This is a genomic window from Streptomyces cyaneus, assembly GCF_004028635.1.
Lineage (GTDB): Bacteria > Actinomycetota > Actinomycetes > Streptomycetales > Streptomycetaceae > Streptomyces > Streptomyces cyaneus.
This window is the reverse complement of the sequence record NZ_RQJW01000007.1, coordinates 510883-536080: the sequence shown is the minus strand read 5'-3', so window position 1 is coordinate 536080 and position 25198 is coordinate 510883. Positions and strand designations below refer to the sequence as shown.

Here is a 25198-nt window from a genome sequence, read left to right as displayed (position 1 = left end):
CATACGCATGCGGGCCGCCCTCCTCGCGAGAGCGGCCCGCCTGTGTGTGCGTAGAGCTCAGGGAGCGAGGCAGCTCACGCCCGGGGCCGCGGCCGGGTCCAGGAGCGCGGCGGGGTCGAGCAGGGCGGCCGGGTCGACGAGCCCGGTCACTGCGGCCGGGGTCTCGGCGAGGCAGGTGACGGTGCCCACCGGGTCCGGCACGGCGTTGGCGGCCGGGGCCATGGCTCCGGCGAGGGCGAGAGTGCCGAGCAGGACGGTGGCGGTACGACGCATGAAAATCCCCTTGTCGGGAGAGCGGCTGAGCAGATCGATCATTGCGCCTGCCGGCCCTCGGACTCGCCCTCCGTCACCTGCACGAGGATGACGTAACGATCCTCCGCAAGGCGCGGGGTTGACCCGACGGATGCCGCTCGCCGTCGCGTTCCAGCCACTCCCGGTACGCCGGTGCCTGCCGCGCCGCCTCCCAGTACGCCTCCTCCAGCGCGGGATAGACGCCGTCCAGGTCCGTCTCCGTACGGGCCGCGAGGAGCAGGCGTACGCCGAGCGGGTCGCCGTGCAGGCGCCGTACCGCCATGGTGGGGCTGTCGGCGTGGGTCGGCTGGCAGACGGCGACCACCTCGCCGGTGGCGACCAGGGCGTCCGCCGTGTAGTAGTCGCCGTGCAGGACATGGGGGTTGACGCCGGCCGCGCGGAACATCCGCTGCACGGCGTCCCACTCTCCGTCGACCGTCGGGTCGACCATCCAGCGGTCGTCGGCCAGGTCGGGGAGGGTGACCTCCGACTTCGCGGCGGCCGGGTGGTCGGTCGGCAGCGACACGAACTGCGGCTCGCGTTCCATCAACACGCGGAGGCGCAGTTCGGGGGGTATGCGCAGGGGAGAGCCCTCCACCTCGTGCACGAAAGCGACGTCCAGCTGGCCGTCGGCGACCATGCGGAGCAGGGCGTTCGGGGAGACGTTCATATGGAGGGTCGGGTCCTGGCCGTGGCCGCGCAGTCGGCGCAGCCAGCCCGCCAGGGCCTTGCTCGCCGTCGAGCCGACCCGCAGCTCCGGGCCGCCCATCGCGGCCGCCCTCGCCTCGGCGACCAGGGCACGCATATCGGCCACCAGCGGGCGGGCCCGGCTGAGGACCAGACGGCCGAGCGGGGTGGGGCGGCAGCCGGATCTCGCGCGCACGAACAGTGCGCCGCCCAGCTCCTGCTCGATCCGCCGCAGTTGTGTGCTGAGCGACGGCTGGGCGACGCCCAGCTGGCGGGCTGCCCGGTGCAGACTGCCGGTGTCGGCTATGGCGCACAGCGCGCGGAGGTGTCTCACCTCGAGGTCCATGCCCTCGGAGACTAAAGCGGAATCAAAGCTTTCACCAGCCGCACAAATCCCCCCTGAAGCTTGCTAATCGGGGCCCTGATAGGGCTGTGCTATCACCGGTTGCCATCATCACAGCCGCCGCACAGGCGCCGACACTCGCCTTGACGACTCACCCCCCACCTAGGAGTCATCGATGCGTATGTCCTTTTCCCTGTCCGCCCGTTCGGCGATGGCAGTCGGTCTCGGTGTCGCGGCCCTCGGCTTCGGCACGGTCGCTCCGGCGACGGCGGCCCCGGCCCCCGCGCAGGCAGGCTACGTCGCCAAGTCGGCCGACTCCGACGCCAGTCGGGCCTTCTTCCAGGCCGTCCTGAAGTCGGTCGCCGAGAAGCGTGCCGCGCACCCGAAGGCGGCGGCGGTCACCGTCACGTACGACGCGTCCGCGGCGCCCACGTTCAGCGCGCAGATAGCCCGCAGCACCGAGATATGGAACAGCTCGGTGTCCAACGTGAAGCTCCAGGAGGGCTCCAACGCCGACTTCACCTACCGCGAGGGCAACGACTCGCGCGGCTCGTACGCCTCGACCGACGGTCACGGCAACGGCTACATCTTCCTCGACTACCAGCAGAACAAGGAGTACGACTCGACTCGCGTGACCGCGCACGAGACGGGGCATGTCCTCGGGCTGCCGGACCACTACGAGGGGCCGTGCAGCGAGCTGATGTCGGGCGGCGGGCCCGGCACGTCCTGCACGAACGCGAACCCGGACGCGAATGAGCGGGCTCGTGTGGAGCAGTTGTGGGCCAACGGGCTCGCTGCCGCTATGGACAAGGCTCTGCACAAGGTCGCCCACTAGTTCCGCCAAGGACCACCCCCCACACCCGGCGCGGTCGCCCTCCTGCACAGGGCGGCTGCGCCGGCTTGTGTGCGCCCAGTAGCTCGGGTGGTCTGTCTTGGTGGGCGGGTGCGGGTTGTGTGTGGCTGGTCGCGCAGTTCCCCGCGCCCCCAAGCAGGTTGGCTGCCCCTCAGCCTTCTCCATGAGGTGACGCGATTGCTCTTGCCGCCGCCACCTCCTGGCGTAGGGGCTCCAGGACGCTGTCTGCCGGGCCCGTCAGATCTGTACGGACCTCGTACAGGGTCTCGGCCTCTCTCACCCCGGTCGCCAACTCCCTTAGTTGTAGTGCGACTTGGGATACTTCACCCGCCGACGGCCGAGTCGCCCCATACTTCACCAGTACCCGTGCCGCCGTCGTCGCGTCGACGATGCGTTCCACCGCCACGACCAGAGGCCACCAGGCCGCCGCCCGCCGGCCCGTCGGTGGGGGTTCGGTCAGGGCGCGTTGGAATTCTGTGCGGATGGCGGAGAGGTCGCGGTAGAGGCGGCGACGCATCCGGGCGCGGGCCGGCGGGTCGACGGCGTGTGGCCCGAAGGCGCCCTCCACATAGCGCGCCGTGTCCTCCACGGCGCCCGCGAGCCGGTCGCCGACCCGGGTGTGCCAGCTCTCCGGCCACAGCAGATACCCGGCGACGAGGGCGATCGCGCAGCCCATGAGGGAGTCGACGAGGCGGGGCAGCAGCAGTGCGGTGCCCTCGCGGTTCAGGACGTCCGACAGGAGCAGGATCACCGGGGTGATGGCGGCCGTCTGGTAGCCGTACCCGCGCGGGGTGAGCGCCGGGATCAGCGGCGCGAGCAGGAACAGCACCGGTACGTCCCACCATCCGCGCGGCACCTCCGCGAGCACCGCCGCCGCGATCACCAGCCCGGCGACCGTGCCGAGGGCGCGCAGCAGGGCGCGGGAGAAGACGGATCCGAAGTCGGGCTTGAGGACGAAGGTGATGGTCAGGGCGACCCAGTAGGAGCGGGGGACCGGGATGAGAGACACCAGCGCCTGGGCGATCCCGATGCACAGGGCGAGGCGCAGGCCGTAGCGCCAGGAGGCGGCGGAGAGCGTCACATCGCGCAGGGCGCGGGCGGCGCGGATGCCGAGCGCGGCCGGTCGGCCGAGGCGGTCGTCGACGCCGCGCGGGTCCACGTCCGGGCTGGTGACGACCTCGGCGGCGTGGCGCAGGGCGTGGTCGACGGCGCGGGCGGTCTCGGTGGTCGGGGTGGGGAGCTTCAGCCCTGTCGGGCCCGGGCGGCCGGTCTCGACGGCGGAGGCCAGATGCCGTACGGCAGCCGGGATGTCGGGCGGGAGCGGGGTGCCGCTGAGGTGGGCGGCGGGGGCGGCCTCCACGACCGGGGTGATGGCGTTCAGCTGGGCCAGCAGCCGGGTCAGTTCGGGGCTGCGGCCGTGATGGCGGGCGCGGTGGGCGAGGATGATGTCGTACGACTGGTTCAGGGACTGGGTGACGGCGTGCCGGGCGTCGTCGTACGCCGGTGTGCTGCCGCTGCCCCCGGCCGCCAACAGCTCGGCGACCGCCCGATAGGTGTTCGCGACCGCGGCCCGCTCCGGCACCCCCGACCTCAGTGGCCAGGCCAGCAGCGCGAGGACCAGCACCAGCAGCCCGCCGCCGGACATCAGCAGCGGCGCCAGCCACCACTCGCCCGGCATCGGAAGACCCGCGCCGACCACGCAGGTCAGCAGCAGCACCAGCCCCGCCGCGGAGGCGACCGCGCCGATCGTCGAGATCATCCCGGAGACCAGCGCGACGCCGGTGACCGCGGCGACGGCGACCCAGCCGTGGCCGTACACCAGGGCACCGACGGTGACGCCGACGGCGCCGGAGAGCTGGGGGATGGCGATGGTGGGGATGCGGACGCGGTAGGCGGCGGCGGTGTCGCTGATGACGCCGTTGAGGGCGCCCATGGAGGCGAGGGCGCCGTAGAAGGGGCGGTCGACCGCGAGGCCGATGGCCAGGGGGAGGGCCATCGCGACGGCGGCGCGGACCACGGCGGGCCAGTTGACGGGGGCCGGCTGGGCCCGCAGGTTCCGCACGAGCCAGTCGGGGGGTGTGAGGCCGATGGGCAGCTCGCGGGGCATGCGGCCCATTATGGGCACCCCGGTTCAGCTCATCGCCGCTGGTGGAGCGTGACGTCGGTGAGCAGTGCGCGGTGGTCGGTGTCCGCCAGGTCGAGGAAGCGGGCGGTGCGGGCGGAGAAGTCGGCGGAGAGCAGCACGTGGTCGATCTGCACGCCGAAGGCAGGTGTCGTGGGGGCCGGCCAGCTGGGTGTGCGGTCATGGCCGGCGAGCCGGGCGGCGTCGCGCAGCCCGGTGTCGAGGATGCGACGGAAGGCGGCGTGGTCCTGGGAGGCGTTGAAGTCCCCGGCGAGGATCAGGGGCGTCCTGCGGTCCGCGGCGTCCTCGGCCGCGAAGTCCCGCAGCTCACCGAGTTCCCGGCGCCACAGGTCGATACGGCCGGGCAGCGGCGGCACGGGGTGCGCGAGCTGGAGCCGCACGGCACGCCCCCGTACGTCGGCCACGGCGCCCGGCATGGCCATGAAGCCGTCGACGCCGTCGGCGGAGGCGGCGGAGTCGAGCGGGAAGCGGCTGAGCACGACCGAGCCCGCCGAACCGGCCGCGACCTGGGCCGCCCGGTGCGGATAGTCGGTGCCCAAGGCCTCCTTGAGCCTGGCGTCGCAGGTGTACTCGCACTCCTGGACGAACACGATGTCCGGCTTCTCCCGGCGCACGGTGGCGACGAGGGAGTCGGTCGCTTGCCCGAACTCGACGTTCGAGGTCAGCACCCGGAAGGAGACCAGCGCGGGCCCGCCCGGCTCACCGGTCTTCCCGTACGGCTCGATGAACCAGGCCAGCAGCCCGACCAGGGCGACGGCCCACACGACGCCGAACCACCAGCGCGAGAACAGCGCGAGCAGCAGTCCGAGTCCGGTGGGCACGAGCAGCCATGGCAGGAAGGCGAGGAGCTGTGGGACGGGGGTGATGCCGTCGGTGTCGGCGACCCGGCAGCCGACGACCACGCTCACGCCCAGGAACAGCAGGCCGGCCGACCAGGCACCGAACCGCCGCCCGGCCCGGCGTGCGGGCATGCCGTCCGGGGACGCCGTCCACTCGGCCGCCGCAGTCTCCAAGTCCCGGCCTTCCGCTCGTGGGTGGGATGCCCGAATCCTCCCTCAAAGACGGGGGTCATGGGGCGAAGGTTGCGTGGCGGCGGGAGGGGTCCCGGGGGGACGCGCCGATGATGGTGCGCCGGTCACCGAGTGGAACAGTCGAGCAAGGAGATCCCGAGATGACGCCCGTGCAGATCAACTGGCTGACCCTGGTCCTCGCCCCTCTCGCCGTCGTAGGGCTGCTGGTCGCCTTCACCGCCGCGCGGTCGGCGGCCAAGAGGGGCGAGCCCATGCCTGGTTGGGGGAAGGCCGTCCAGGGGGTGGCGATCGCTTTCGTGCTGCTCGTGGCCGTCATGAACATGGCTTCGAGTGGCGCATAGGGTCCTGGGTGGCGTACGGCTCACCCGTCGACGCGGGCCAGGAACGCCCCCAGCGCCTCGTTGAATTCCCCCGGCCGCTCCAGGTTCGGCATGTGTGCCGCCCCCTCGATCACCCGCAGCGTCGAGTCCGGGAGCGTCGCGTGCATCGCCTCCGCGTCCGACACCGGGGTGTAGGCGTCGTCCGCGCCCACGACGACCAGGGCCGGGACCGTGACCCGGGTCAGCAGGTCGCGGTAGTCGGGGCGTTCGGCGCGGCCGCGCAGGGCCGCCGCGGCGCCCTCCGGCGGTGTCGCCGTCATCATGCGGTGGACGTGGGCCTTGACCTCGGCGTCCGCGTACGGCGCGACCATCTTCTCCAGCACCTCGTCGGCGTATCCACGCATGCCCTCGCGCAGCAGTCGGTCCGCCATGGCGCCCCGTGCCTTCTTTCCCTCGGCCGTCTCCGCCGCGGGGAAGGTGTCCGCGAGGACCAGGCCCCGGATGCGGTCGGGGAAGCGGTCGTAGCACTCCATGACGATCTGGCCGCCCATCGACAGGCCCGCCAGCACGAAGGTCTCCACCTTCAGGTCGTCCAGCAGGGCCTCGATGTCCTGGGCGAAGTCGGACAGGAGTGTGCGGCCGGGGACGACCGGGGAGGCGCCGTAGCCGCGCAGGTCGGGTGCCACGACCCGGCGGGCGGTGGAGAACGCCTCGAGCTGCGGGGCCCACATCGTGTGGTCGAAGGGGTGGCCGTGGACGAGGACAAGGGGGACCGAGGTGCTATCGGTGTCTTTGTCCTCGTATGCGAGGAAAGGGCTCATGTGAACGACCCTAGATCGGCTCAACTCCTCGGTGCAATAAGATCTTTGCCCTCGGTGCAATATCAGGGGGAGAGTTCGTGGACGACTACCGGCGCCTCGCCGACCGCATAGCCGACGACATCACCGCCGGACGGCTGGAACCGGGCCAACGGCTGCCTCCGCAGCGGGTGTTCGCGCGGCGGCGCGGGATCGCCGGGTCCACGGCGGGGCGGGTGTACGCCGAACTCGTGCGGCGGGGACTGGTCGTCGGCGAGGTCGGCCGCGGCACCTTCGTGCGGGCCGCTCCGGCGGGGCCGGGTGGGCGGGCGCTCGTCGAGGCCGCGACCGCGGCGCCGGTCAACCTGGAGCTCAACTACCCTTCCGCGCCGGGCCAGTCGGAGCTCCTCGCCCCGGCCCTCGCGCCGCTCCTGCGCCCCGACGTCCTGACCGAGGCCCTGCGCCCGGCCGCCGCCACCGGCACACCCGCGGCCCGGGAGGCGACGGCCGCCCTCCTCGCCACCCCGGGCTGGCGCCCCGCCCCCGACCGGCTCCTCTTCACCGGCAACGCCCGCCAGGCCATCGCCGCCACCCTCGCCTCCCTCGTCCGGCCCGGCGGGCGCCTCGGTGTCGAGCCACTGACGTACCCCCTGGTCAAGGAGATCGCCGCCCGGCTCGGCATCACCCTGGTCCCGCTGGCGGCGGACGAGTGCGGGGTGCGGCCGGAATCCGTCGCCGCCGCGCACCGCAGTGCCCCGCTGTCTGCGCTCTACCTCCAGCCGACGCTGCACAATCCGACGTCCCTGACGACGAGCGGCGAACGGCTCCACCACCTCGCCGCCGCCGTCCGTGCCCTGGACATCCCCGTCGTCGAGGACCGCATCTGGTCCTTCCTCACCGACGACGACCCCTTCGCCGCCCACGCGCCCGACCTCACCCATGTCGTCGACGGCCTCTCCAAGCGCGTCGCCCCCGGGCTCACCGTCGGCTTCGTGGCCGTACCCGAGGCGCGCCTCGGGGCGGTGGCGGCGGCCGTGCGGTCCGGTGGGTGGAGTGCGGGGCGCTTCGCGGTGGAGGCGGCCGTGCGATGGATCGGGGACGGGACGGTGGAGCGGCTGGTCGCGGCGAAGCGGGCGGACGCGGCGCGCAGACAGCGGATCGTCGGCGAGGAACTGCGCGGATTCGCCGTACGGTCCGATCCGCGCGCCTATTTCGCCTGGTGGGAGCTGCCCGCCCCGTGGCGCGCGGACACCCTCACGGCCGCCGCGGCCGCGCACGGCATAGCGGTGACGCCGGGCCCGGCCTTCGTCGTCGACCTGAACCGTACCCCGGACGCCGTCAGACTCGGGCTCGCGTCGGCCGCGGAGCCTGATCTGCGGCGGGCGCTGCGGACGCTCGCCGGCGTCGTACGAGGAGCTCCGTGAGCCGGCAGGCGAGGGCCACGGTCAGGCCGAGGGCGACCAGCAGCCAGGACACCGTGCGCAGCGTCTGCGTCAGGGCGTCGTAGACCGCGCCCGCCGCCGGGCGGTGGGCCGCCTCGGACAGGTCGGCCAGCGTGAGCCGGCGGCCGATCGCCACCGCCAGGGCCAGGAAGGCGCCGCCGAGCGCCGTGCCCAGCGCGGTCGCCGTGACCGCGCGGCGGCGGCAGGCGGCGACCGCGATGCCGGTCGCGGCGAGCACGGCGGCCGAGACGGGCAGCCAGAAACCGGCGACTTCGAGCACCTCGTACCCCTTCCGGAGCCGGTCCAGTCGGTGGGCCGGGAGCACGGGGACCTCGGTGTGCTCGACCGGGATGCGGTGTGCCAACGAGACGTGGTCGTCGATGAGTTGGTGCTTGACCTGGGCGGTGATGGGGGCGATGTCGACCGTGACGGTGCGGTCGCGCCCGTCGTGAAGGGCGCTCAGGACGGCGTCGTGCAGGGCCCTGTTGCCCGCCTCCCACGCCGTGCGGAAGGCCTCGGTCCGGGTGAACGAGCGCACCGCGTCGTGCACGAAAGGGCGCACGGTGCGCAGCTCGGGCGACGCGGGAGACTCGGCCAGCCTGCGGTCGACCTCCTGTGTGATGCCGGCCCCGACGGTGTCCGCGACCGCGCCCTGCACGGCCGGATCAGCGGCGAGCGGCGCCATCGCGGTGACGTACCGGCCGGTGTCGGCCAGCCCGTACGCCACCCAGGCCGCCGGCACGCCGAACGGCAGGAGGAGGCACGACAGGGCGATCAGCGCTGCCGACAGGGCGTTCCGCAGACGGGTGAGCACGTCTTCAGGCAAGGGGCATCGGGGCGGCCGGGCCAGCGGTGTGCCTGCATCCGGCCGCACTATTGCGCTCTCCGGTGGAGCGTTCACCCGAACGGGTGTCTCATGGATCAGAGGAGCAAGGAGCGGAAGGACGCTCCTGGTTCCGTGGGTGGATGAAGGGGAACGGGTCGGCCCCGGCTCCAGTGGCAGCCGGGGCCGATCTGTGCGTACGTCAGCCGATACGGCGGCCCTGGGCGTCCTCGTGGGTGTAGTAGCGGTAGAACAGCACACCGAAGAAGACCGCGCCGATCACCAGCCCCATGAGCGCCGACCTGAGGACAGTCTTGTCGGTCTCGCTGTACAGGAACCCGAACGCGCTGCCCGCGAAGGAGGCCCACAGGATCGCGTGCACCTCGCGGATCGAGCGCTCCGCGACCCAGCGCACGGCGACGTACAGCACCATGAACGCGGCCGAGGTGACGAAGCCGAAGAGCAGGTTCCAGCCGGTGATCTCACCGCCGGAGCGCCGGTTCGCCGCGGCCCAGTAGCCGTAGACGAGCCCGAGGACGATCGGTACGGCGATGCTCGCGATGCGATGAGTACGTGCGCTGAAGACGTCGGGCAGGCCGCTCGTGCCGCTCGTGCGCGTCCTCGCAGTCCGCCCGCCGGGCGCGGGTGCCGCATGAGCCATGAGAGCACTCCTCTCTCCTCGCCCCCCGCCATCCAGGGCACACCTGAGGGCGGCCGTTCGGCAAGTCGGCGGTGGGATCCCGGGTACCCGGATGCGGCTCGCCGAACGCCGTGTTTCGCTGAAGCCCATGAGGGCCGTAAGCGACGGTGGAGCCGGCCCGCAGGGCGCGGCACGTCGGTCGCAGCTGCTGCGTGTGCGCGGCCGTAGCGTCGCCTGGGTGCCGCCGCTGCTGTTGCTCATCGGCATCGTGCTGGTCGATTTCAAGACCAGCAGCGACTTCAGGATCCTGTCCTGGATCGTGCTGGTGCCCGGTATCGCGGCCGCGATCTGCGGGGTGTGGTGGACGGCCGTGTTCGCGGTGCTTGCGCCCGCCACCTACGTCGTCGCGGACGCCGCCCTGCCGCACGAGTACCAGGCCGGGCTGCCCGACCTCGTCCTCGCCGGCATCGGTGGCGTCCTCGCCACGCTGGCCTGCGCGGTCCGGGTCCGCGGCGAGCAGCGCATGCTGCACATGCAGGACGTCGCGGAGACGATCCGCCGTACCGTGCTGCGTCCGCTGCCGGCGGGCTGGGGCGGCCTCGACCACGCGGCGGTGTATCTCGCGGCCGACAGCGAGGCCAGGGTCGGCGGCGACTTCTACGACATCCAGATCGGCCTGCACGGCACCCGCGTCATCGTCGGCGACGTACAGGGCAAGGGGCTCGGCGCGGTGGAGGCGGCGGCGGCGCTGCTCGGCACGTTTCGCGAGGCCGCGTACCACGAGCCGGACCTGACGACGGTCGCCGTGTGTCTGGAGCTGCGCATGCAGCGGCACATCAGGCTGCGCATGGCGCTCGGCAAGGAGGAGGGCGACCGGTTCGCCACCGCCGTCCTGCTCGGCTTCCCCGAGGAGCGGCGCGACGCCATGGACGCCGTCGTCCTCGGCCACGAGACCCCGCTCGTCGTCTGCCCCGACGGCGTACGGTCCCTGCCGCCCGGCCACGGCCTCCCCCTCGGCTACGGCGGACTCGTCCCCGCCGACGGTCCGCCCCCCGTGCTCCGGGTGCCCCTCGCGCCCGGCGAGACGCTGTTGCTGACCACGGACGGGGTGACCGAGGCCCGGGACGGCGAGGGCGCGTTCTATCCGCTCGCCGACGAGGTCGCCGCCGCCGTCGCCGCCGACCCGGGGCTCGCGCAGCCCGGGCGGCTGGTCGCGTTCGTGCGGGAGCGCACGCTGCTGCACTGCGGCGGACATCTGGACGACGACACGACGGTGTTCGCGGTACGGCGGGGGGCCGGGATGCGGGGGAATGGGGATGGAAATGGACGTTTGCGGTCCTGAGATCCCCTCTTTGCAGCCGCAGCGGTTACGGTGCTGCCGTACGTGATCGACGGGGGATGGGGAGGGACCGATGCCCGGAACCGTGCTGCTGTTGGCCGCCGCACCGGCGGGCAAGGGCTGTCTGGTGGACGCCGCCTCCGTGCTCCCCGTGCTCGCCGCGGTCCCGCCCACGGTGCTGTCCGGCACGGACACGGCGAACGTCGTGGAACTCGCCGACCCCCTGGAACCGCAGGCCGTCCTCACCCGCCTGCGCGCCGCCGCGGCCGCCCCCGCCCCGCTCACCGTCTTCGTCACCGGCCAGCTGCAACTGGACCGCCGCCAGCACCTGCCCCACCTCGCGCTGGCCCGGACGACCCCCGCGACGGTCCGTTACACCGGCTTCCCCTGGCACTGGTTCCGCGAGGAACTGCGCCTGCGCGCACCGGGCTCGACGACCCTGCTCCTCGACCTGCACGCCGACGCCGAGGCCTGGGAGTGGCTCCTTGCCAACCCCCTCGACTCGGGCCGCAACAGCACGGTGTACGGCCGTGTCGCGCCCCCGCCGAACCGGCGCACGGTGGCAGGGCCGGCCTACATGAAGGCCGTCGCCACCCTCCTGCGCAGCGGCCACCGCCCACCCCTCGACCAACTCCACCAGCAGGCCCTCTCCCGAATCGCCCCCGACTCCGGCCCAGGCACCGACATCATCCTGACCGCCCAGGGCCCAACCCAGTTCCCGACACCGACACCGACCCCGACGGCGGCTGCTGTGGGGGGTTCGGTGCCGGTGCCTGGGGCGGGTTCGGTGCCGGTGCCTGTGGGGGGTTCTGCGCGGGGTTCGGTGCCGGTGCCTGGGGCGGGTTCTGGGCAGGGTTCGGTGCCGGTCTCTGTGGGGGGTTCCGTGCCGGTGCCTGCGGCGGGTGCCGCGCAGAATCCCTCGCCGGTTGCTGGGCTGAGTCCTGTGCGGGGTTCCGCGGAGACTCCTGGGTCGGTTCCTGTGCAAGGTCCCGTACCGGGCCCTGCGTCGAGTGCCGCGCAGAACCTCCCGCCGATGCCAGTGCAGAATCCCCCGCAGGTCCCTGCCCACAGCCCGGCATCGGCTTCCGGGCCGAGCTCCACGGCGGCCTCAGCGTCGAGTGCCTTGCCGACTCCCGCGCCGAACCTCGCATCGACTTCTGCGCTGAGTTCAGCGCCGATTTCTGCGGCGGCTTCCGCGTCGAGTGCGGTGTCGGCTTCGGCGTCGGGTGCCGCGCATAACGTCTCGCCGGTCTCAGGGGAGAGTCTCCCGCAGATCTCTGTACCCAGCGCGGCCTCGGCTTCGGCGCCGAGCCCTGTGCCGGTTTCCGGGCCGAGTCCCGCGCCGACATCCGCGCTGAGCTCCGCATCAGCTTCCGCGCCGACCTCCACAGCGGCTCCGGCGTCGAGTCCCGTGCCGACTCCCGCGTCGAATACCGCGCAGAACCTCCAGCCGACCCCAGGGCACAGCCCCGCGCAGATCCCTGCCCACAGCCACGCATCGGCTTCCGAGCCGAATCCGGTGCCGTCTTCCGCGGCGGCTTCTGCGCCGGGCCCCGCATCGGCTTCCATGCCGAGCTCCGCCCCGGTTTCCGCACCGGCGTCGCCGGCGAGTGCCACGCAGAAGCTACCGCCGATCCCGCAGCACAGTCCCCCGCAGCTCCCTGCCCACAGCCCCGCATCCGCGTCCGTGCCGAGCCCCATGCCGGCTGCCGCGCCAGCCCCCATGTCGGCTTCCGCGTCCGTCCCCATGCCGGCTGCCGTGCCCACCCCCACGTTGGTGTTCGCGCCGAGCCCCGCTCACAGTCCCCTGCCGGGGGATCCGCATGCTGACATCGCTGCCGCTTTGGAGGCTGGGCGGGCTGGGGAGGCTGATGCGTTGGCTGCGCATCATGAGCAGGTTGCTGTGCGTAGTTATGGGCCGTACTCCGAGGAGGCCCTGCACTGGATCGAGGTGCGGGCGGATCTGGCGATGCTGGCGGGGGACTCGGTGCGCAGTTGCCGGACCTGGCTGACGGTTGCCTCGGCGAGGCTCTCCGCGGGGCAGGCACCGGACATGCCCGCGGTGGAGGCCGCGGTCGACAGGGCCCACCATCAGTGGGGGCAGATCCACGACACGGCACACGCGCGTGAACTGGGCTCTGCGCTCGCGGAGTTGAGGGGGCGGGTGCCGGGCCGCCGACGGGGTGCTCTGGAGAACGTCCATCGGCGGCTGCGGCAGCTGCAGGTCAGCGGGTGACGGTTCAGCGGGTGAAGGTGAAGTACTTCCAGCCGCCGTACGTCGTCGCGTTGACGTTGTCGCTCGACGTCGTGTCGATGTAGGACGAGCGGATCCGGAAGCGGACGCCCGTGGGCGGGGTGTCGTCCAGGAGGACGGAGTCCTTGCCGTAGCGGTCCAGGCCGAAGTACTGGGTCGTGTTCGTGTGCCAGGCCCCGCTGTAGAACTGCTGGATCTGGAACTGGTACTTGCGGCCCGGGTACATCGTCATCGTCGTGTTGAAGACCGGGTCCTTGGACTGGTGGAAGTAGTAGTACTTCGCGTTCCAGGCGGTGGCCGTCTTGTAGGCGCCGACCAGCGACGTGGAGATCGCCACCTTGGTGTAGACCGTGTTGGTCGTCGTCTTCGCCGCGTACCGCGTGTCGCCCGTGAACTTGGCGCTGACCTTGGTGTCGCGGGTGAGGTGGACCGTCGCCGTGAGGTTGCCGGCCGAGTCGACCGTGCCCTTCTTGACCAGCGTGTTGGGCTTGTCGGAGCCGTAGGGGTCGGCCCAGATCTCCACGGTGCGGTTCTTGTACGTGGTGCCGAGGTGCGCGGTGAAGGTGACGTCGCTGCCGTAGCCGTACACCTTGAGGTTGTTGTTCAGCGTCACCGTCGTCGCCGTCTTGGCGACGGTCACCGAACCGGAGGCCGTGGCACCCGCGTGGTCCGCGTCGCCCGCGTAGGTCACGGTGTAGCTCACCTTGCCGCCGGCCGGCGGGGTGTCAGTGAAGGAGTACGAGCCGTCCGCGGCGACGGTCGCCGTGCCGAGGGACTTGCCGCTCGGGGACTCGTCGTCGGTGCGGGTGACGGCGACCGTGGTGCCCGCAGGGAACGCGGCCGACGAGGTCAGCGTGCCGGTCACCGTCAGCGGCTGGGCGCGGGTCGCGGTGGCCGGTGCGGACACGGTGAGGGTGGACGACACCTTGGTGGGGTCGTCATAGACGTACAGCGTGTTGCTGCTGGAGACCGCGAACAGCTTGCTGCCGTCCGGCGCCCAGGCGAGCCCGCGCGCGGCGAGCTGGTCGGAGCCGAACGTGTACTCCTTCAGCGGCAGCGAGGTGCCCGGCTTGAACAGGTGGACGTCCGCCTCGTCCGTCGAGCTGGTGCCCGCCGCGACATCGCCGTTGGGAGCGATGTCGACCGCGTTCGGGTACGGGTTGGTGACGTACTTGCCGTCCTTGGACAGGTCCGTGAGCTTGTAGACCGCCTGGTAGTACGGGGCGCCGCTGGCCGTGACGACGTCCTTGCCGTCGGGCGTGACGGCCATGTCCATGAGGTTGCCGCCGCCCGTGGAACCCGGGTCGAAGGCGTACGCGGTCTGGCTGGGCGTGCCCGAGGAGACGTCGTACACCGCGAGGACGACCGGGCTCTGGCCGGGGGCGCCCGCGACCAGCGTGCCGGGCGCGCCGGCGGAGGCGTCCAGGATGGGGGCGGAGTACCAGGCGTTGGTGGGCGCCTGGTTCAGGGTGACGGCCGGGTCGGTGCCGCTGAGGTCCAGCGAGCCGATGTTGCCCTCGGCGGCGCCGCCGTAGCCGAACCAGATCTTGCCGCCGGTCTCCGCGAGGTACTGCGGGTCGGCGGTGCCGGTGGAGTAGCGGTGGGCCTCGGTCGCGGTCGCGGTGTCGATGGCCACGATCGCGTCGGCGTCGCCCACGGCGGCGTACACGGTGCCGGAGTCGGGAGACAGCTCCAGGCCGCGGACGCCGGGCAGCGAGCCGATGGTGCCGACGAGCGCGCCGGCGTAGTCGGTGACGACGACCTGGCCCGCGGTCGGGTCGCTGATGAAGACCCGCTGGTGGACCCCGTCGACGACGATGTCGCCGGTCGACTTCAGGGGCAGGGACGTGCTGGAGTCGGCGGCCGCCGACCCGGTGCCGGTCGCGACCAGGGCGACCGAGCTGAAGAGGACCGCGAGTGCCGTCGCGGTAATGGGAAGAGTGCGTCTGCGCACGGTTTTTCGAACCCCCCGGAACGAAAAAGAATCGAGGGCGGGCGCGGCAGGAGCAAAAGGCTGGGCACGCGTACCGCCGTGAGTGATCGAAGGCTAGGTCATGGCACTGACAGCCGGGTGAGGGGGTGCGTAAGAGGCCGGTGAGAACAAGGGGGTGCCCCCGGCGGGACAGGGGGGTGTCCCGCCGGGGGCGGCTCGGTAGGGGCGGTTGCCCCGAGGGGCGGGGCGGGACCTGCTGCTCGCCGCCGGACTGCTGGTCGGCCCCATGACGGCGGACGAGCTGCGGGAGACGGTCGTCAAGCCGGCGCAGGAGGCCGGGCTGCTGGTGGAGCGGGAGCTGACCGCGCGGATCGTGGAGGAGGTCCTCGACGAGCCCGGCGGACTGCCGATGCTCTCGCACGCCCTCCTCGACACATGGCGGCGCCGCAAGGGCCGGCTGCTCACCCTGGCCGCGTACGAGGCGGCGGGCGGCGTGCGCGGTGCCATCGCGGCGAGCGCCGAGGAGGCGTACGGGCAGCTGACCGCACCCCAGGCCGCCGCCGCCCGGCGCCTGCTGCTGCGGATGGTCGAGTCGCTGCTGACGCTCGGCGGCGACGAGCGAAGCGAGACGGGGGTCCCCCCGGCCGAAGGCTGGGGGAGGCTCGCCGCGGTGAACGGGAGCGGGGTGCGCGTCTGGGACGTCCGGTCGGGCGGGCAGCCGGCCGACCTCCACGACACGGGGGTGAAGTACGCCGCAGGCTGTGCGGCGATCGACCGACCTGATGGATCGACCGGCCTGACGGCCGACCGGGTGGATTGATTGACCTGATGGAATGGCTGGCCAATCAACTTCCGGCCCTGTGACGATCGACCTGGCACTGCCCCGGTCCGACCCCCCCTCGGCCGGGGCAGTGGCCCGACCGTTGCCGTGGGGCCGCCGTGTCTTGGTGGAACCTTTGCTGCCGGGTGGGCGTTGATCGGGTTGAGCGTGCACGATGGGGTCACGAGCGCTGACCTGGATGACCCGACGAATACCGAGGTGACGTCAAATGGCACTGTTCGACCGGCTCAAGGACCAGGCCAAGCAACTCCAGCAGCAGGTCCAGGGCGGCGGCCACGGCACGACTGGCGGCCACGGTGGTCACGGCAGCCACGGCGGCCCGGCGGCGGCCGGCGGCTCGAGGGGCGGTTCGAAGGCTCAGCTGGTGGGCCTGGTGAAGTCGCAGCTCGGCTCCTTGAAGACGGAGCTGAAGAGCGGCGCGTACCGGGACGCCAGCATGGCGATGTGTGCCCTGGTCGCGGCGGCGGATGGGCATGTGGACCCGTCCGAGCGGCAGCAGATGGAGTCGATGATCCTCAGCAACGACGTGCTGCAGAACTTCCCGCCGGACCAGCTGCGCCAGCGTTTCAACCGGCATGTGGACCAGCTCACCCGCAACTTCCCGCAGGGCAAGACCGAGGCCCTGCAGGAGATCGCCAAGGCCGCGAAGAAGCCCACCGAGGCCCGCGCGGTCATCCAGACCGGCATCGTCATCGCCGGTGCCGACGGCTACTTCTCCCAGGCGGAGCAGGCGATCCTCAGGGAGGCCTGCGCGGCCCTGGGCGTCTCTCCGGCGGAGTTCCAGCTCTGACGACGACGACCTGACAGCCGGGCCCGATGACCTCGCCGGGCCCGGCTTGTGCGTCTCCGCGTCTCTATGCCTGCGCGTCTGTGCGCCTGTGCGTCTCTCAGCCGCTCACCTGCTGCGAGATGACATGCTGAGCCGGTCGCTGGACAGGCCCCGGCTCTGGCTCCACCGCTCGCGCCGGGCCCGCGTTGCCCGCCAGGATCAACGTCGCCACGGCGACCACCGCCGCGGCGAAGCCTCGGGTGTAGCGCTCGGTGGTGCGGGTGGGTTCCTGCACGGCGACCTCGCAACAGCCATGGGTTAACCACGTTTAATACGCGGTTTAACCTAGGGGCTGCCGGACGCGAACGGCAAGAGGTGCAGGGGGAGTTGGGCGATGTCGGACCGTGACGACCCGGGAACCATCGGGCGAAGAGTGCAGCAGCTGCGGGCCGACCGCGGGCTGACGCAGCGGCAGTTGGCGGAGCCGGCGTACACCCCCGCGTACATCTCCACCCTGGAAGCGGGCCGCGTCCGCGCCTCCGACGACGCGTTACGGCACATCGCCGGCCGGCTCGGGGTCGCCTTCGAGGAACTCGCCACCGGACGCCCCGCGCACCTCGTCACGGACCTGCGCCTGCGGCTGACCGAGGCCCACCGCGCCCTCGCCACCGGCGACGCCGAGGCGGCGGCCCAGCAGTACACCGCACTGCTCGCGGAGGCGGAGGCACACGGGTTCGTCGAGGAGCGGGCGGCGGCCCTGCTCGGGCTCGGCGAGTGTGGCATCGACGTCGGTGAACTCGACTCCGCCCGACGCCACTTCGAACAGGCCGAACGGGCCCTCGCCGAAGCCGACGCCCCCCTGCCGGCCCGCGTCCCGGCCCTGCGCGGACGAGCGGTGTCCCACTACCTCGCCGGTGAACTGCGTTACGCCGTCTACCTGTTGGAGTCCACCCTCGACGAGCTCAACCGGGGCGGACTGCACGACCCCGACGCCCTCCTCCTGCTCTACGCCAGCGTCATCGGCCCCTACATGGACATGGGCGTCCACGCCCGCGCCGCCCAGGCCGCCGAGTACGCCCTCGCCCTCGCCCCGCAGGCGGCGGACCCGGCGCTGGTCGCGCGCATGCACCGGTCCGTGGCCCGCACGCTCCTCGCCGAGGGCCGCATCACGGAGGCCGACGCCTCCCTCGCCAAGGCCGCCGAGCTGTACCGGCAACTCCAGATCCGTACCGAACTCGCCAACTGCCACTGGATGCGCGGCTACGTCCACGCCCAGAACGGCGACCTGGAGAACGCCGAGGCGGCGCTGCGCGAGGCCCGCTCCATGCTCACCGCCCAGCGCGCCGCCCTCTACACCAGCCAGGTCGCCGTAGAACTCGCCGACGTACTGCACCGGAGCGGCAAGTCCGACGAGGCCGCCGCCCTCCTCCACGAGGTGCTCAGCGACCTCAGCCCCGAACGCGGCGCCCTGCACTCCGCCGCCGCCCACCGCCTCCTCGGCATCATCGCCGAGGACGCCCACGACACCGAGACCGCCGAGGAGCACTACGTCCGGGCACTGAGCCTGCTGGAGCGTGCGGGCGCGGCCGGCGACCTCGCCGACCTGTGCCGGCTGCTGGGTGACCTGCTGCGCCGCACGGGGCGGGTGGAGGCGGCCCTGGACGCGTACCGGACGGGGCTGGGGCACCGTACGGCCCCCGGCACGACCACGCTCGGACCGGCCCCCGCACAGCCGCCTCTGTGAGGAACCCAAGGCTGCGCACAGGTCGTACCGGTTAGCCTGCGCGGGGGCATTCGGACGGGCTCGGACAGGTGGGGACAGGCGCGTGGAGAACCAGCGGACGGTGGCCGACGGGCTGCGGATCGCCGTACGCGCACTCGTGTACGCCGTGCTCGGCGGCGCCGCGCTCATCGCCATCGCCACGGTCGTCTCGGTCCTGGGCCCGATGCTCGCCCTCGACCTCTACACCCCGCCCGTCGCCGCCTGGTGGACCGTCTTCACGGCGATCGCGGTGCAGGGCGTGCCGTTCCTGCTGCTCGGCACGGTCGTCTCGGCGGCGATCGGGGCCTTCGTACCGCAGAAGGTCTTCAGCCGGCTGCTGCCGCGCAACCAGGCGCTCGCCGTGCCCGTGGCCGGGGCGGCCGGTGTCGTCCTGCCGGGCTGCGAGTGCGCGTCCGTGCCCGTGGCCGGGAGCCTGATGCGACGCGGCGTCGCCCCCGCGGCCGCCCTCGCCTTCCTCCTCTCCGCCCCCGCCATCAACCCGGTCGTGCTCGTGGCCACGTCCGTCGCCTTCCCCGGTCAGCCGGAGATGGTCCTCGCCCGGCTCGTCGCCTCGCTGGCCACGGCCGTGGTGATGGGCTGGCTGTGGGCCCGGTTCGGCCGCGAGGAGTGGCTGCGGCCACCCGAACGGCACACCGACCCCACCGCCACCGGCCTGCGCGCCTTCACCGCCGGGCTCCAGCACGACTTCCTGCACGCGGGCGGCTTCCTGGTGCTGGGCGCGGCGGCCGCGGCGACCTTCAACATCGTCGTGCCCCGCTCGGTACTGGACCTCTTCACCGGCTCGCCCTGGCTGTCGGTGCTGCTCCTGGCGCTCCTCGCGGTCGTCCTGTGCGTGTGCAGCGAGGCGGACGCGTTCGTCGCCGCCTCCTTGAGCGGCTTCTCGCCGACCGCGCGGCTGGCGTTCATGGTCGTCGGGCCGATGGTGGACCTGAAGCTGATCGCCCTCCAGGCGGGCACGTTCGGGCGGTCCTTCGCCGTGCGGTTCTCGTCCGTGACATGGGTGGTGGCCGTGGTGAGCAGCGCTCTGGTGGGGTGGTGGGTGCTGTGAGGCGGTACGGGCCGGCGGTGCTGCTGCTCCTGACGGGGGCGGCGATCCTGCGCATCTCACTCTTCAGCGAGCTGTACCTGCGGTATGTGCAGGCGGGACTACGGCCGTACCTGGTCGTGTCCGGGTTCCTGCTGGTGCTGCTTGCGGTGGCCGCGGCGCTCGTCGGGCGACCGGAACAGGAACCGCACGCCGAGCAGGGCCAGCACACAGAGCACGGCGAACACACCGGCCGCGATCAGCAACGCGAGCACGGCGAGCACGACAAGTCCGGCGACGATTCCCACGCCCACGATCAGCACGGCGGCCACCATAGCCCCCGCGTCGCCTGGCTCCTCACCCTCCCCGCCCTCGCCCTCCTCCTCTTCCCGCCCCCCGCGCTCGGCTCCTACAGCGCCGAACGTGAGGCGGCGCAGCGGGCGGCGCAAGGGGTCGGGACCTTCCCGGCGCTGGCGGCCGGGAACCCGGTGGAGCTGACGCTGGCGGAGTTCGGTTCCCGAGCGATCTACGACAGCGGACGGTCGCTGGCGGGCCGCACGGTCCGGCTGACCGGGTTCGTCACCCGCGACGACGACGGCACCTGGTACGTCACCCGCCTTCTCGTCGCCTGCTGCGCCGCCGACGCCACCACCAGCAAGGTCGAGATCCGGGGCGTGGACGCTCCGCCCGTCGACGCCTGGGTCACCGTCACCGGCAGCTGGCACCCCAAGGGCGCGCTCGGCACGGACGAGGCGTGGCCGCCCGTCCTGGACGCGGCGTCGGTGCGGCGGACCGCGCAGCCTGCGAACCCGTACGAGAAGCGGTGAAGGCGGTCGTCGCGCGGCTGTCGGCGGGGTTTCGCGGGGCGTGCCACGGGTAGTCGGGCGGCGTCCGGGCGAGCGGTGGACCGACCACCCGAGGGCCCTGGACCAAGCAGGCCGCTCCCATGATGAGGAGGCTGCCGTGCGGCCCAAAGACGGTCATCGTGATGAGCGGGGACGAGAGCGGACTGGTGCCGCGGACGCGATCGCTGACGGCGTACGCGGTGCCGGACCCGGCGAGATCCCGGCTCGGCTGTGCGATGTCGCCGTCCAGCTGCTGCCCGTGACCGGCGCGAGCGTGTCGCTGCACAGCGACGGCATGCCCGTCCAGCTGGGCGCGAGCAGTGCGCAGGCCGCGTATGTGACCGAGATCCAGGCCACCTTGGGCGACGGCCCCTGCCAGTCCGCCGCACAGAGCGGTACCCCCGTGCTGGCCTGCGACCTGACGGCCGGGCGGGACGTCCTGCGCTGGCCGGTCTTCGCCCAGCAGGCCACGGCCGCCGGGGTGCGGGCGGTGTACTCGATGCCGCTCGGCAACGACACGGTGTGCGTGGGCACGCTCGACCTCTACCGGGACACCCCCGGCGACCTCACCGCCCGGGACATGCGGACGGCACGGCTGGTGGCGGGGATGATGACGGTGGCGCTGATGGCGCTGCCGCACGCGGAGGACGCGGGCGACCAGGACGGCGAACGGTGGCTGAGCGGCCTCGCCGCCGACCACGACCAGGTCTACCAGGCCACCGGCATGATCATGGCCCAGCTGGGCGTCGGCACGGACGAGGCACTGGCTCGGTTGCGGGCCCACGCGTTCGCGGACGGGAGTACGGCTCTGGACGTGGCTCGGGCCGTGATGGAACACCGGGTGCGGTTCGACCGGGAGTAGGCGGCCGTACCGGCCACCTAGGATCGTCGCCCATGGACATAGTGGGTCTCTTCTTCGTGCTGGCCGCGTTCGTGGGCGTCATCACCATCCAGAGCAGGATTTCCCAGACGGATCAGCGAGTTGCCCGGGTCGAGCGCAAACTCGACCTGATTCTCGACCACTTGGGGCTTGGCGCGGACGACCCGCGGATGGGTGAGGTCCTCGTGCTCCTGCGGAACGGCAAGAAGATCCAGGCGATCAAGGTCTATCGGGAGATCACCGGGGCGGGCTTGAAGGAGGCCAAGGACGCGGTCGAGCGCATGGCCTAGCGGAGCGGTTGGTGGAGGGGTTGGTGGAGGGTTCAGACCTCCACCCGGCCCCGTTTCCTGACCTCCGCCAGGCGGTGGGCGCCCAGTTCGACGGCGGCCAAGGTGGCGTCGCCCGGTACCTCGCCGAGCCCGCCGTTGGTCACGGTGATCGCGTCGTCGCCCACGCGGACCGCCGCGACGTGGAGGGTGAGCGTGGGCGCGCCCGCCTCCTCGTTCTCGTCCGCCTCCTCGGTCTCGTCCTCGGAGACGCCGCTGAGGACGATGTGGAGACCCCGCCGGGCGTCGCCGACCTCCGGCATCTCCGCCTCGCCGACCTCCACGGTCATCAGGCCGCCACCCGCGGTCCTCGCCATGAACTGCCCGCAGGTGCTCGGCAGGCTGCCGAGCCACTCCAACGTCCGGTCCACCTCCGCCGGGCGATGCGCGACGACCTGGTAGCGCAGCTGGGCCTCGTCGTACTCGTCGTCCAGCCCGGTCGACGCGCGCGTACGGGCGTCCGGTCCGAACAGCTCCTCCGCGTACAGGGCGTCGAGCAGCCGGCGGCACTCGGCCGACTCTGTGCTCGCCTTGAGCATGGCGTCCCGCCAGGTGGCGATGCCCCGGGTGGGGACCCAGGGTTCGCCGAGGTCGGCCTCCGTGATGAGGGCGGCCCGGGCCTGGGCTTCGGTGAGGGTCGGCGCGGCCGCGGGGGTCGGGGGGCCGGTGGCGGTGGCCGCGGGGGAGACCGCGGCGGGGACGCCCGAGACCGCCCTCTCCGGCCGGACGAGGGAGCAGGCGGAGGCGGTGGTCAGCAGGGTGGCCGCCGAGAGCGTCGAGGCGATGACGGCGCGGGACGGGGGACGGGGCATCGCGGGGCCTCCTTGGCTGGCCGGGGGCAGGCGGGCGCTCAAGATCGGTGCGTGTTCTTAAGGCACCACCCCGGGGGTACGATCACCAGCGCGCCGGGCCGTCCGGGTGACGGGGTCTGCTCAGCCTCAGCCGCCGTCGGCTCCCGGGCCGCGCGGGAGACCCGGTACGCCGCCACGCTGAGCGGCGCCGATGCTCCCCGCGCCGCCCCGTCAGTCGACCCCGACCAGTACGACGTGGCTCGCGCCGTGACCCAGGTACGCGTCTACCTTCCGTGTCGACTGGCTGCGCCTCGCGGGCGCTACCGTTCCGAGATACCGGGCTTGGCGCCCTTGCCCGAACCGACGTAGTCCACGAAGGTACGGAAGGCCTCCGGCGTGAGCGTGAGCGTGCCGTGGGCGGGGTTCTTGGAGTCGCGGACGGCGACGCAGGGGGTGAGGTCGGCGACCTCGACGCAGTCGCCGCCCGTGCTTCCGCTGTACGAGGACTTGCGCCAGGCAGCAGCGCCGAGCGGGGCGCACTCGACGCACTCGCCGCCGCTGGTGCCGCTGTAGCTGGACTTACGCCACGTCGCGGCCTTCAGCTGCTTGCTGTTGTCCATAGCGTTCCTCCATCACGCGGGCGATCAGGTCGGCCGAATCCTCCGGCGAGAGGGCGGCGGCCTGCAAGCGAGCGTAACCGACCGAACGTTCCCTGATTACTTGCGGGTTGGCGGTCATGTGCCCCTGGTCGTAGCTCTCGCAGTAGAAGACATCGGGGTGATCGTCGAAGCGCAGGAGGGTGAACGAGCCCATCATTCCGGTGTGCGCTCCCACGGAGTACGGCAGCACCTGGATGTGCACCGACTGGTTGTTCCGGAAGCTCAGCAAGTGGGCGAGTTGCTCGCGCATGACGCCCCGGTTGCCGACCATCCGGTACAGCACCGACTCGTCCAGGACCACCCACACCGCGGGCGGCTGTTCGCGCGCCAGGACGCGCTGCCGTTCCATGCGGGCGGCGACCATCTCCTCGACCCTGTCCGGGTGATCCACCCTCAGCAACGCTTTCGCGTACGCCCTTGTCTGCAGAAGGCCGTACACCAACTGGCACTGATACGTGGAGATGTAGGTCGCCTTCGCCTCCATGTCGGCGTACGGCTGGAACCACGTAGGCAACTGGCTCCGCAGAACCAACCCCACGAGCCTCGAAAAGTACCCGTCCGTCATCAGCGCCGCGTCCACGCGCTCGGCGAAATCCCGTGTCGGCACCTTCAGCGTCGTCTCGATCTGGCCGATCAGCGACCCTGAGCAGAACAGCACCGAGCCCAACTGCTTCAGCGTCAGCCCCGCCTCCTCCCGCTTCCTCCTCAGCTCGTAGCCGAAGTAGTCCAACGGAGAAGCCGTGGGATCGAGTTGGCGGATGTGAACCAAGGCGGGCACCCCAAGGTCGACGTTACGCGTCGTTGCGTCCGGTCTGTGGCTGAGCGTAACCAGATGACTTCACACTGGTGATGCGAACCGGAAAATCGCCGCGACATCCCCACCCACCCGCTGTTACGGTCGCCCCATGCAGCGCGCCAACCCGTCTCTCACGACGACGCCGGACCCCGTCCCGGCGCGCTGACACCTGAGCGAATCTTCAAGCCCCGGGGCGAGTGCCCCGGGGCTTTGTCGTGGGTGCTCGTCCGTTCATCTGGAGGAGTAGCCATGCACGACCACCGCCGCCTCGGCCGCGAACTCGACCTGTTCGACACCGACCCGCTGATGGGCGCGGGACTCCCGTACTGGCTGCCCGACGGGGCCGTCGTACGGCACACCCTGGAGGAGTACGTCCGGGAGGCCGAACGGGCGGCCGGGTACCGGCACGTGTACTCACCGGTCCTCGGCAAGCGGGAGCTGTACGAGATCTCCGGGCACTGGTCGCACTACAGCGACGACATGTTCCCGCCGATGAGGCTCGGCGCGGAGGAGATGGTGCTGCGGCCCAGCCTCTGCCCCCACCACGCGCTGATCTACCGCTCCCGCTCCCACAGCTACCGCGAACTCCCCCTCCGCATGGCCGAGTTGGGCGGCATGTACCGCTCGGAGCTGTCGGGGGTCCTGGGCGGTCTGACCCGCGTACGGTCGATCCAGCTCAACGACGCGCACATCTTCTGCACCCTGGAGCAGGCGGTGGACGAGGCCCGCGCCGCCCTCGAACTCATCGCCCGCGCTTACGCCGATCTGGGTATCCGGGCCACCCGCCACCGTCTTTCCCTCCCGGCCGAGGGCCAGGGCGAGGGCGAGGGCAGTGGCAAGTACGTCGCCGACCCCGGCCTCTGGCGGCGGGCCACCGCGCTGCTCCGCGAGGTCCTCGACGGCTCCGGCATCCCGTACGAGGCGGCCGAGGGCGAGGCGGCCTTCTACGGCCCCAAGATCGACGTACAGATCACCGACCCGGCCGGCCGCGAGGCGACCCTCTCCACCGTGCAGATCGACTTCCACCAGCCCGAACGCTTCGACCTGCACTACATCGGGCCCGACGGCGCCAAACACCGCCCGGTCATGGTCCACCGCAGCATCATCGGCAGCGTCGAACGAGCGGTCGCCCACCTCGTCGAGCAGCACGGCGGCGCCTTCCCGGCCTGGCTCGCCCCCGTGCAGCTGCTGATCCTGCCCGTGTCGGAGGCACAGACCCAGATGGGGGAGAAGCTGCTGAGCCAGGCCCGCCACCAGGGGCTGCGCGCCGAAATCGCCGGTCCTGAACACGGCACCCTGGGCGCCCGCATCCGCGCGGCACGCCTCGTGCCGTACCAGGCGGTCATCGGTGAGCGGGAGGCCGAGGCGGACGGCGATCTCCTGGCCGTCCGACTGCGGGGCGGGCGCAGGCCGGGCGCCGTACCCGCCGCGGAGCTGCTGGCGAGGATCGCCGCTCGCGTGGCGGCGCGCGGCCCCGAGCTGTGGGACGCCGTTTGACGTGGTGGTGGACGCCGCATGACGCCGCACGCACGCAACCGCACGACGACGCCATACGGCGACGCACTCCACCTGCATCACACCGTAAGGT

23 protein-coding genes and 3 pseudogenes are annotated in these 25198 nt (G+C 72.1%); 14 read left to right on the top strand and 12 right to left on the bottom strand.

The window, feature by feature from the left end; translation table 11 throughout:
* Positions 1 to 57: 57 nt before the first annotated feature.
* Entirely contained in the window at positions 58 to 273 is a 216-nt protein-coding gene (locus EHO50_RS27920) for a hypothetical protein (RefSeq protein ID WP_128433942.1), read from the bottom strand.
* 73 nt (positions 274 to 346) lie between these two features.
* Positions 347 to 1324, bottom strand: coding sequence for a LysR family transcriptional regulator (locus tag EHO50_RS27915; RefSeq protein ID WP_128433941.1), 978 nt, complete (start codon positions 1322 to 1324; stop codon positions 347 to 349).
* Positions 1325 to 1496: 172 nt separating this feature from the next.
* Here EHO50_RS27915 and snpA point away from each other — a divergent pair, with 172 nt between their 5' ends.
* Entirely contained in the window at positions 1497 to 2156 is a 660-nt protein-coding gene (gene snpA / locus EHO50_RS27910; protein ID WP_128433940.1) for a snapalysin, read from the top strand.
* Positions 2157 to 2325: 169 nt separating this feature from the next.
* Here the strand turns inward: snpA and EHO50_RS27905 are convergent, their stop codons facing one another.
* Entirely contained in the window at positions 2326 to 4281 is a 1956-nt protein-coding gene (locus EHO50_RS27905) for an FUSC family protein (protein WP_128433939.1), read from the bottom strand.
* Between the two features lie 29 nt (positions 4282 to 4310).
* Positions 4311 to 5330 (bottom strand): endonuclease/exonuclease/phosphatase family protein, encoded by a 1020-nt coding sequence (locus tag EHO50_RS27900; protein ID WP_164904962.1) that lies wholly within the window; start codon positions 5328 to 5330, stop codon positions 4311 to 4313.
* A 158-nt stretch (positions 5331 to 5488) separates the two neighbouring features.
* On the opposite strand from EHO50_RS27900, the gene EHO50_RS27895 reads away from it, so the two are divergent.
* Entirely contained in the window at positions 5489 to 5689 is a 201-nt protein-coding gene (locus EHO50_RS27895; RefSeq protein WP_128433938.1) for a hypothetical protein, read from the top strand.
* Positions 5690 to 5709: 20 nt separating this feature from the next.
* Here the strand turns inward: EHO50_RS27895 and EHO50_RS27890 are convergent, their stop codons facing one another.
* Positions 5710 to 6489, bottom strand: a complete 780-nt coding sequence (locus tag EHO50_RS27890) for an alpha/beta fold hydrolase (RefSeq protein WP_128433937.1) — start codon at positions 6487 to 6489, stop codon at positions 5710 to 5712.
* 77 nt (positions 6490 to 6566) lie between these two features.
* Between EHO50_RS27890 and EHO50_RS27885 the strand changes: the two genes are divergently transcribed.
* On the top strand, positions 6567 to 7889 hold the full coding sequence (locus EHO50_RS27885; RefSeq protein WP_128433936.1) for an aminotransferase-like domain-containing protein: 1323 nt from the start codon (positions 6567 to 6569) through the stop codon (positions 7887 to 7889).
* Here the strand turns inward: EHO50_RS27885 and EHO50_RS27880 are convergent.
* Positions 7804 to 8721 carry a hypothetical protein gene (locus EHO50_RS27880; RefSeq protein ID WP_128433935.1) on the bottom strand — a complete coding sequence of 306 codons (918 nt, stop codon included), beginning with the start codon at positions 8719 to 8721 and terminating at the stop codon, positions 7804 to 7806. The genes EHO50_RS27885 and EHO50_RS27880 overlap by 86 nt on opposite strands.
* A gap of 211 nt (positions 8722 to 8932) precedes the next feature.
* Positions 8933 to 9391, bottom strand: coding sequence for a hypothetical protein (locus tag EHO50_RS27875; RefSeq protein WP_128433934.1), 459 nt, complete (start codon positions 9389 to 9391; stop codon positions 8933 to 8935).
* A 127-nt stretch (positions 9392 to 9518) separates the two neighbouring features.
* On the opposite strand from EHO50_RS27875, the gene EHO50_RS27870 reads away from it, so the two are divergent.
* The 3 genes and pseudogenes from EHO50_RS27870 to EHO50_RS27860 form a co-directional block, all read left to right on the top strand.
* Positions 9519 to 10712, top strand: coding sequence for a PP2C family protein-serine/threonine phosphatase (locus EHO50_RS27870; protein WP_128433933.1), 1194 nt, complete (start codon positions 9519 to 9521; stop codon positions 10710 to 10712).
* Between the two features lie 70 nt (positions 10713 to 10782).
* Positions 10783 to 11418: pseudogene (locus tag EHO50_RS45240) on the top strand (hypothetical protein); the annotation flags it as partial.
* A 1095-nt stretch (positions 11419 to 12513) separates the two neighbouring features.
* A pseudogene (locus tag EHO50_RS27860) lies at positions 12514 to 12945 on the top strand (hypothetical protein); the annotation flags it as partial.
* Positions 12946 to 12949: 4 nt separating this feature from the next.
* On the opposite strand, the gene EHO50_RS27855 reads toward EHO50_RS27860, so the two are convergent.
* The gene (locus EHO50_RS27855; RefSeq protein WP_128433932.1) at positions 12950 to 14917 is read right to left on the bottom strand and encodes an Ig-like domain repeat protein; all 1968 of its coding nucleotides are present in this window, start codon (positions 14915 to 14917) and stop codon (positions 12950 to 12952) included.
* 229 nt (positions 14918 to 15146) lie between these two features.
* Between EHO50_RS27855 and EHO50_RS46115 the strand changes: the two are divergent.
* A pseudogene (locus EHO50_RS46115) lies at positions 15147 to 15485 on the top strand (nSTAND1 domain-containing NTPase); the annotation flags it as partial.
* Between the two features lie 460 nt (positions 15486 to 15945).
* Complete coding sequence (locus EHO50_RS27845) at positions 15946 to 16527, top strand: tellurite resistance TerB family protein (protein ID WP_128433931.1); 582 nt, start codon at positions 15946 to 15948, stop codon at positions 16525 to 16527.
* 97 nt (positions 16528 to 16624) lie between these two features.
* Here EHO50_RS27845 and EHO50_RS44170 read toward each other — a convergent pair whose 3' ends face one another.
* Positions 16625 to 16801, bottom strand: coding sequence for a hypothetical protein (locus EHO50_RS44170; protein ID WP_164904961.1), 177 nt, complete (start codon positions 16799 to 16801; stop codon positions 16625 to 16627).
* 99 nt (positions 16802 to 16900) lie between these two features.
* Between EHO50_RS44170 and EHO50_RS27840 the strand changes: the two genes are divergently transcribed.
* The 5 genes from EHO50_RS27840 to EHO50_RS27820 all read left to right on the top strand — a co-directional run bounded on the left by EHO50_RS27840 (position 16901) and on the right by EHO50_RS27820 (position 21328).
* Entirely contained in the window at positions 16901 to 18250 is a 1350-nt protein-coding gene (locus EHO50_RS27840; protein WP_128433930.1) for a helix-turn-helix domain-containing protein, read from the top strand.
* 82 nt (positions 18251 to 18332) lie between these two features.
* Positions 18333 to 19337: a permease gene (locus tag EHO50_RS27835; protein ID WP_128433929.1), complete on the top strand. Its 1005-nt coding sequence runs from the start codon at positions 18333 to 18335 to the stop codon at positions 19335 to 19337.
* Positions 19334 to 20140 carry a TIGR03943 family putative permease subunit gene (locus EHO50_RS27830; protein ID WP_128434058.1) on the top strand — a complete coding sequence of 269 codons (807 nt, stop codon included), beginning with the start codon at positions 19334 to 19336 and terminating at the stop codon, positions 20138 to 20140. The genes EHO50_RS27835 and EHO50_RS27830 overlap by 4 nt, the downstream gene beginning before the upstream one ends.
* Before the next feature lie 136 nt (positions 20141 to 20276).
* Entirely contained in the window at positions 20277 to 21020 is a 744-nt protein-coding gene (locus tag EHO50_RS27825; protein ID WP_128433928.1) for a GAF and ANTAR domain-containing protein, read from the top strand.
* Between the two features lie 32 nt (positions 21021 to 21052).
* Entirely contained in the window at positions 21053 to 21328 is a 276-nt protein-coding gene (locus EHO50_RS27820) for a ribosomal protein L7/L12 (RefSeq protein WP_128433927.1), read from the top strand.
* 32 nt (positions 21329 to 21360) lie between these two features.
* Here EHO50_RS27820 and EHO50_RS27815 read toward each other — a convergent pair whose 3' ends face one another.
* The 3 genes from EHO50_RS27815 to EHO50_RS27805 form a co-directional block, all read right to left on the bottom strand.
* Positions 21361 to 22176, bottom strand: coding sequence for a hypothetical protein (locus EHO50_RS27815; RefSeq protein ID WP_128433926.1), 816 nt, complete (start codon positions 22174 to 22176; stop codon positions 21361 to 21363).
* Positions 22177 to 22475: 299 nt separating this feature from the next.
* Positions 22476 to 22775 (bottom strand): DUF397 domain-containing protein, encoded by a 300-nt coding sequence (locus tag EHO50_RS27810; RefSeq protein ID WP_128433925.1) that lies wholly within the window; start codon positions 22773 to 22775, stop codon positions 22476 to 22478.
* On the bottom strand, positions 22735 to 23583 hold the full coding sequence (locus tag EHO50_RS27805; protein ID WP_128434057.1) for a helix-turn-helix domain-containing protein: 849 nt from the start codon (positions 23581 to 23583) through the stop codon (positions 22735 to 22737). Before EHO50_RS27805 ends, EHO50_RS27810 begins: the two co-directional genes overlap by 41 nt.
* Positions 23584 to 23859: 276 nt before the next feature.
* Here EHO50_RS27805 and thrS point away from each other — a divergent pair, with 276 nt between their 5' ends.
* Positions 23860 to 25107: a threonine--tRNA ligase gene (gene thrS, locus EHO50_RS27800; RefSeq protein WP_128433924.1), complete on the top strand. Its 1248-nt coding sequence runs from the start codon at positions 23860 to 23862 to the stop codon at positions 25105 to 25107.
* Positions 25108 to 25198: the final 91 nt, after the last annotated feature.

Excerpts from the sequence above, each read along its gene's own strand:
- EHO50_RS27895 (WP_128433938.1), top strand. The coding sequence starts at position 5,489 with ATGACGCCCGTGCAGATCAACTGGCTGACCCTGGTCCTCGCCCCTCTC.
- EHO50_RS27875 (WP_128433934.1), bottom strand. The coding sequence starts at position 9,391 with ATGGCTCATGCGGCACCCGCGCCCGGCGGGCGGACTGCGAGGACGCGC.
- EHO50_RS27820 (WP_128433927.1), top strand. The coding sequence starts at position 21,053 with ATGGACATAGTGGGTCTCTTCTTCGTGCTGGCCGCGTTCGTGGGCGTC.
- EHO50_RS27815 (WP_128433926.1), bottom strand. The coding sequence starts at position 22,176 with ATGCCCCGTCCCCCGTCCCGCGCCGTCATCGCCTCGACGCTCTCGGCG.
- snpA (WP_128433940.1), top strand. The coding sequence starts at position 1,497 with ATGCGTATGTCCTTTTCCCTGTCCGCCCGTTCGGCGATGGCAGTCGGT.
- thrS (WP_128433924.1), top strand. The coding sequence starts at position 23,860 with ATGCACGACCACCGCCGCCTCGGCCGCGAACTCGACCTGTTCGACACC.
- EHO50_RS27810 (WP_128433925.1), bottom strand. The coding sequence starts at position 22,775 with ATGGACAACAGCAAGCAGCTGAAGGCCGCGACGTGGCGTAAGTCCAGC.
- EHO50_RS27840 (WP_128433930.1), top strand. The coding sequence starts at position 16,901 with ATGTCGGACCGTGACGACCCGGGAACCATCGGGCGAAGAGTGCAGCAG.
- EHO50_RS27870 (WP_128433933.1), top strand. The coding sequence starts at position 9,519 with ATGAGGGCCGTAAGCGACGGTGGAGCCGGCCCGCAGGGCGCGGCACGT.
- EHO50_RS27920 (WP_128433942.1), bottom strand. The coding sequence starts at position 273 with ATGCGTCGTACCGCCACCGTCCTGCTCGGCACTCTCGCCCTCGCCGGA.
- EHO50_RS27915 (WP_128433941.1), bottom strand. The coding sequence starts at position 1,324 with ATGGACCTCGAGGTGAGACACCTCCGCGCGCTGTGCGCCATAGCCGAC.
- EHO50_RS27905 (WP_128433939.1), bottom strand. The coding sequence starts at position 4,281 with ATGCCCCGCGAGCTGCCCATCGGCCTCACACCCCCCGACTGGCTCGTG.
- EHO50_RS27845 (WP_128433931.1), top strand. The coding sequence starts at position 15,946 with ATGGCACTGTTCGACCGGCTCAAGGACCAGGCCAAGCAACTCCAGCAG.
- EHO50_RS27890 (WP_128433937.1), bottom strand. The coding sequence starts at position 6,489 with ATGAGCCCTTTCCTCGCATACGAGGACAAAGACACCGATAGCACCTCG.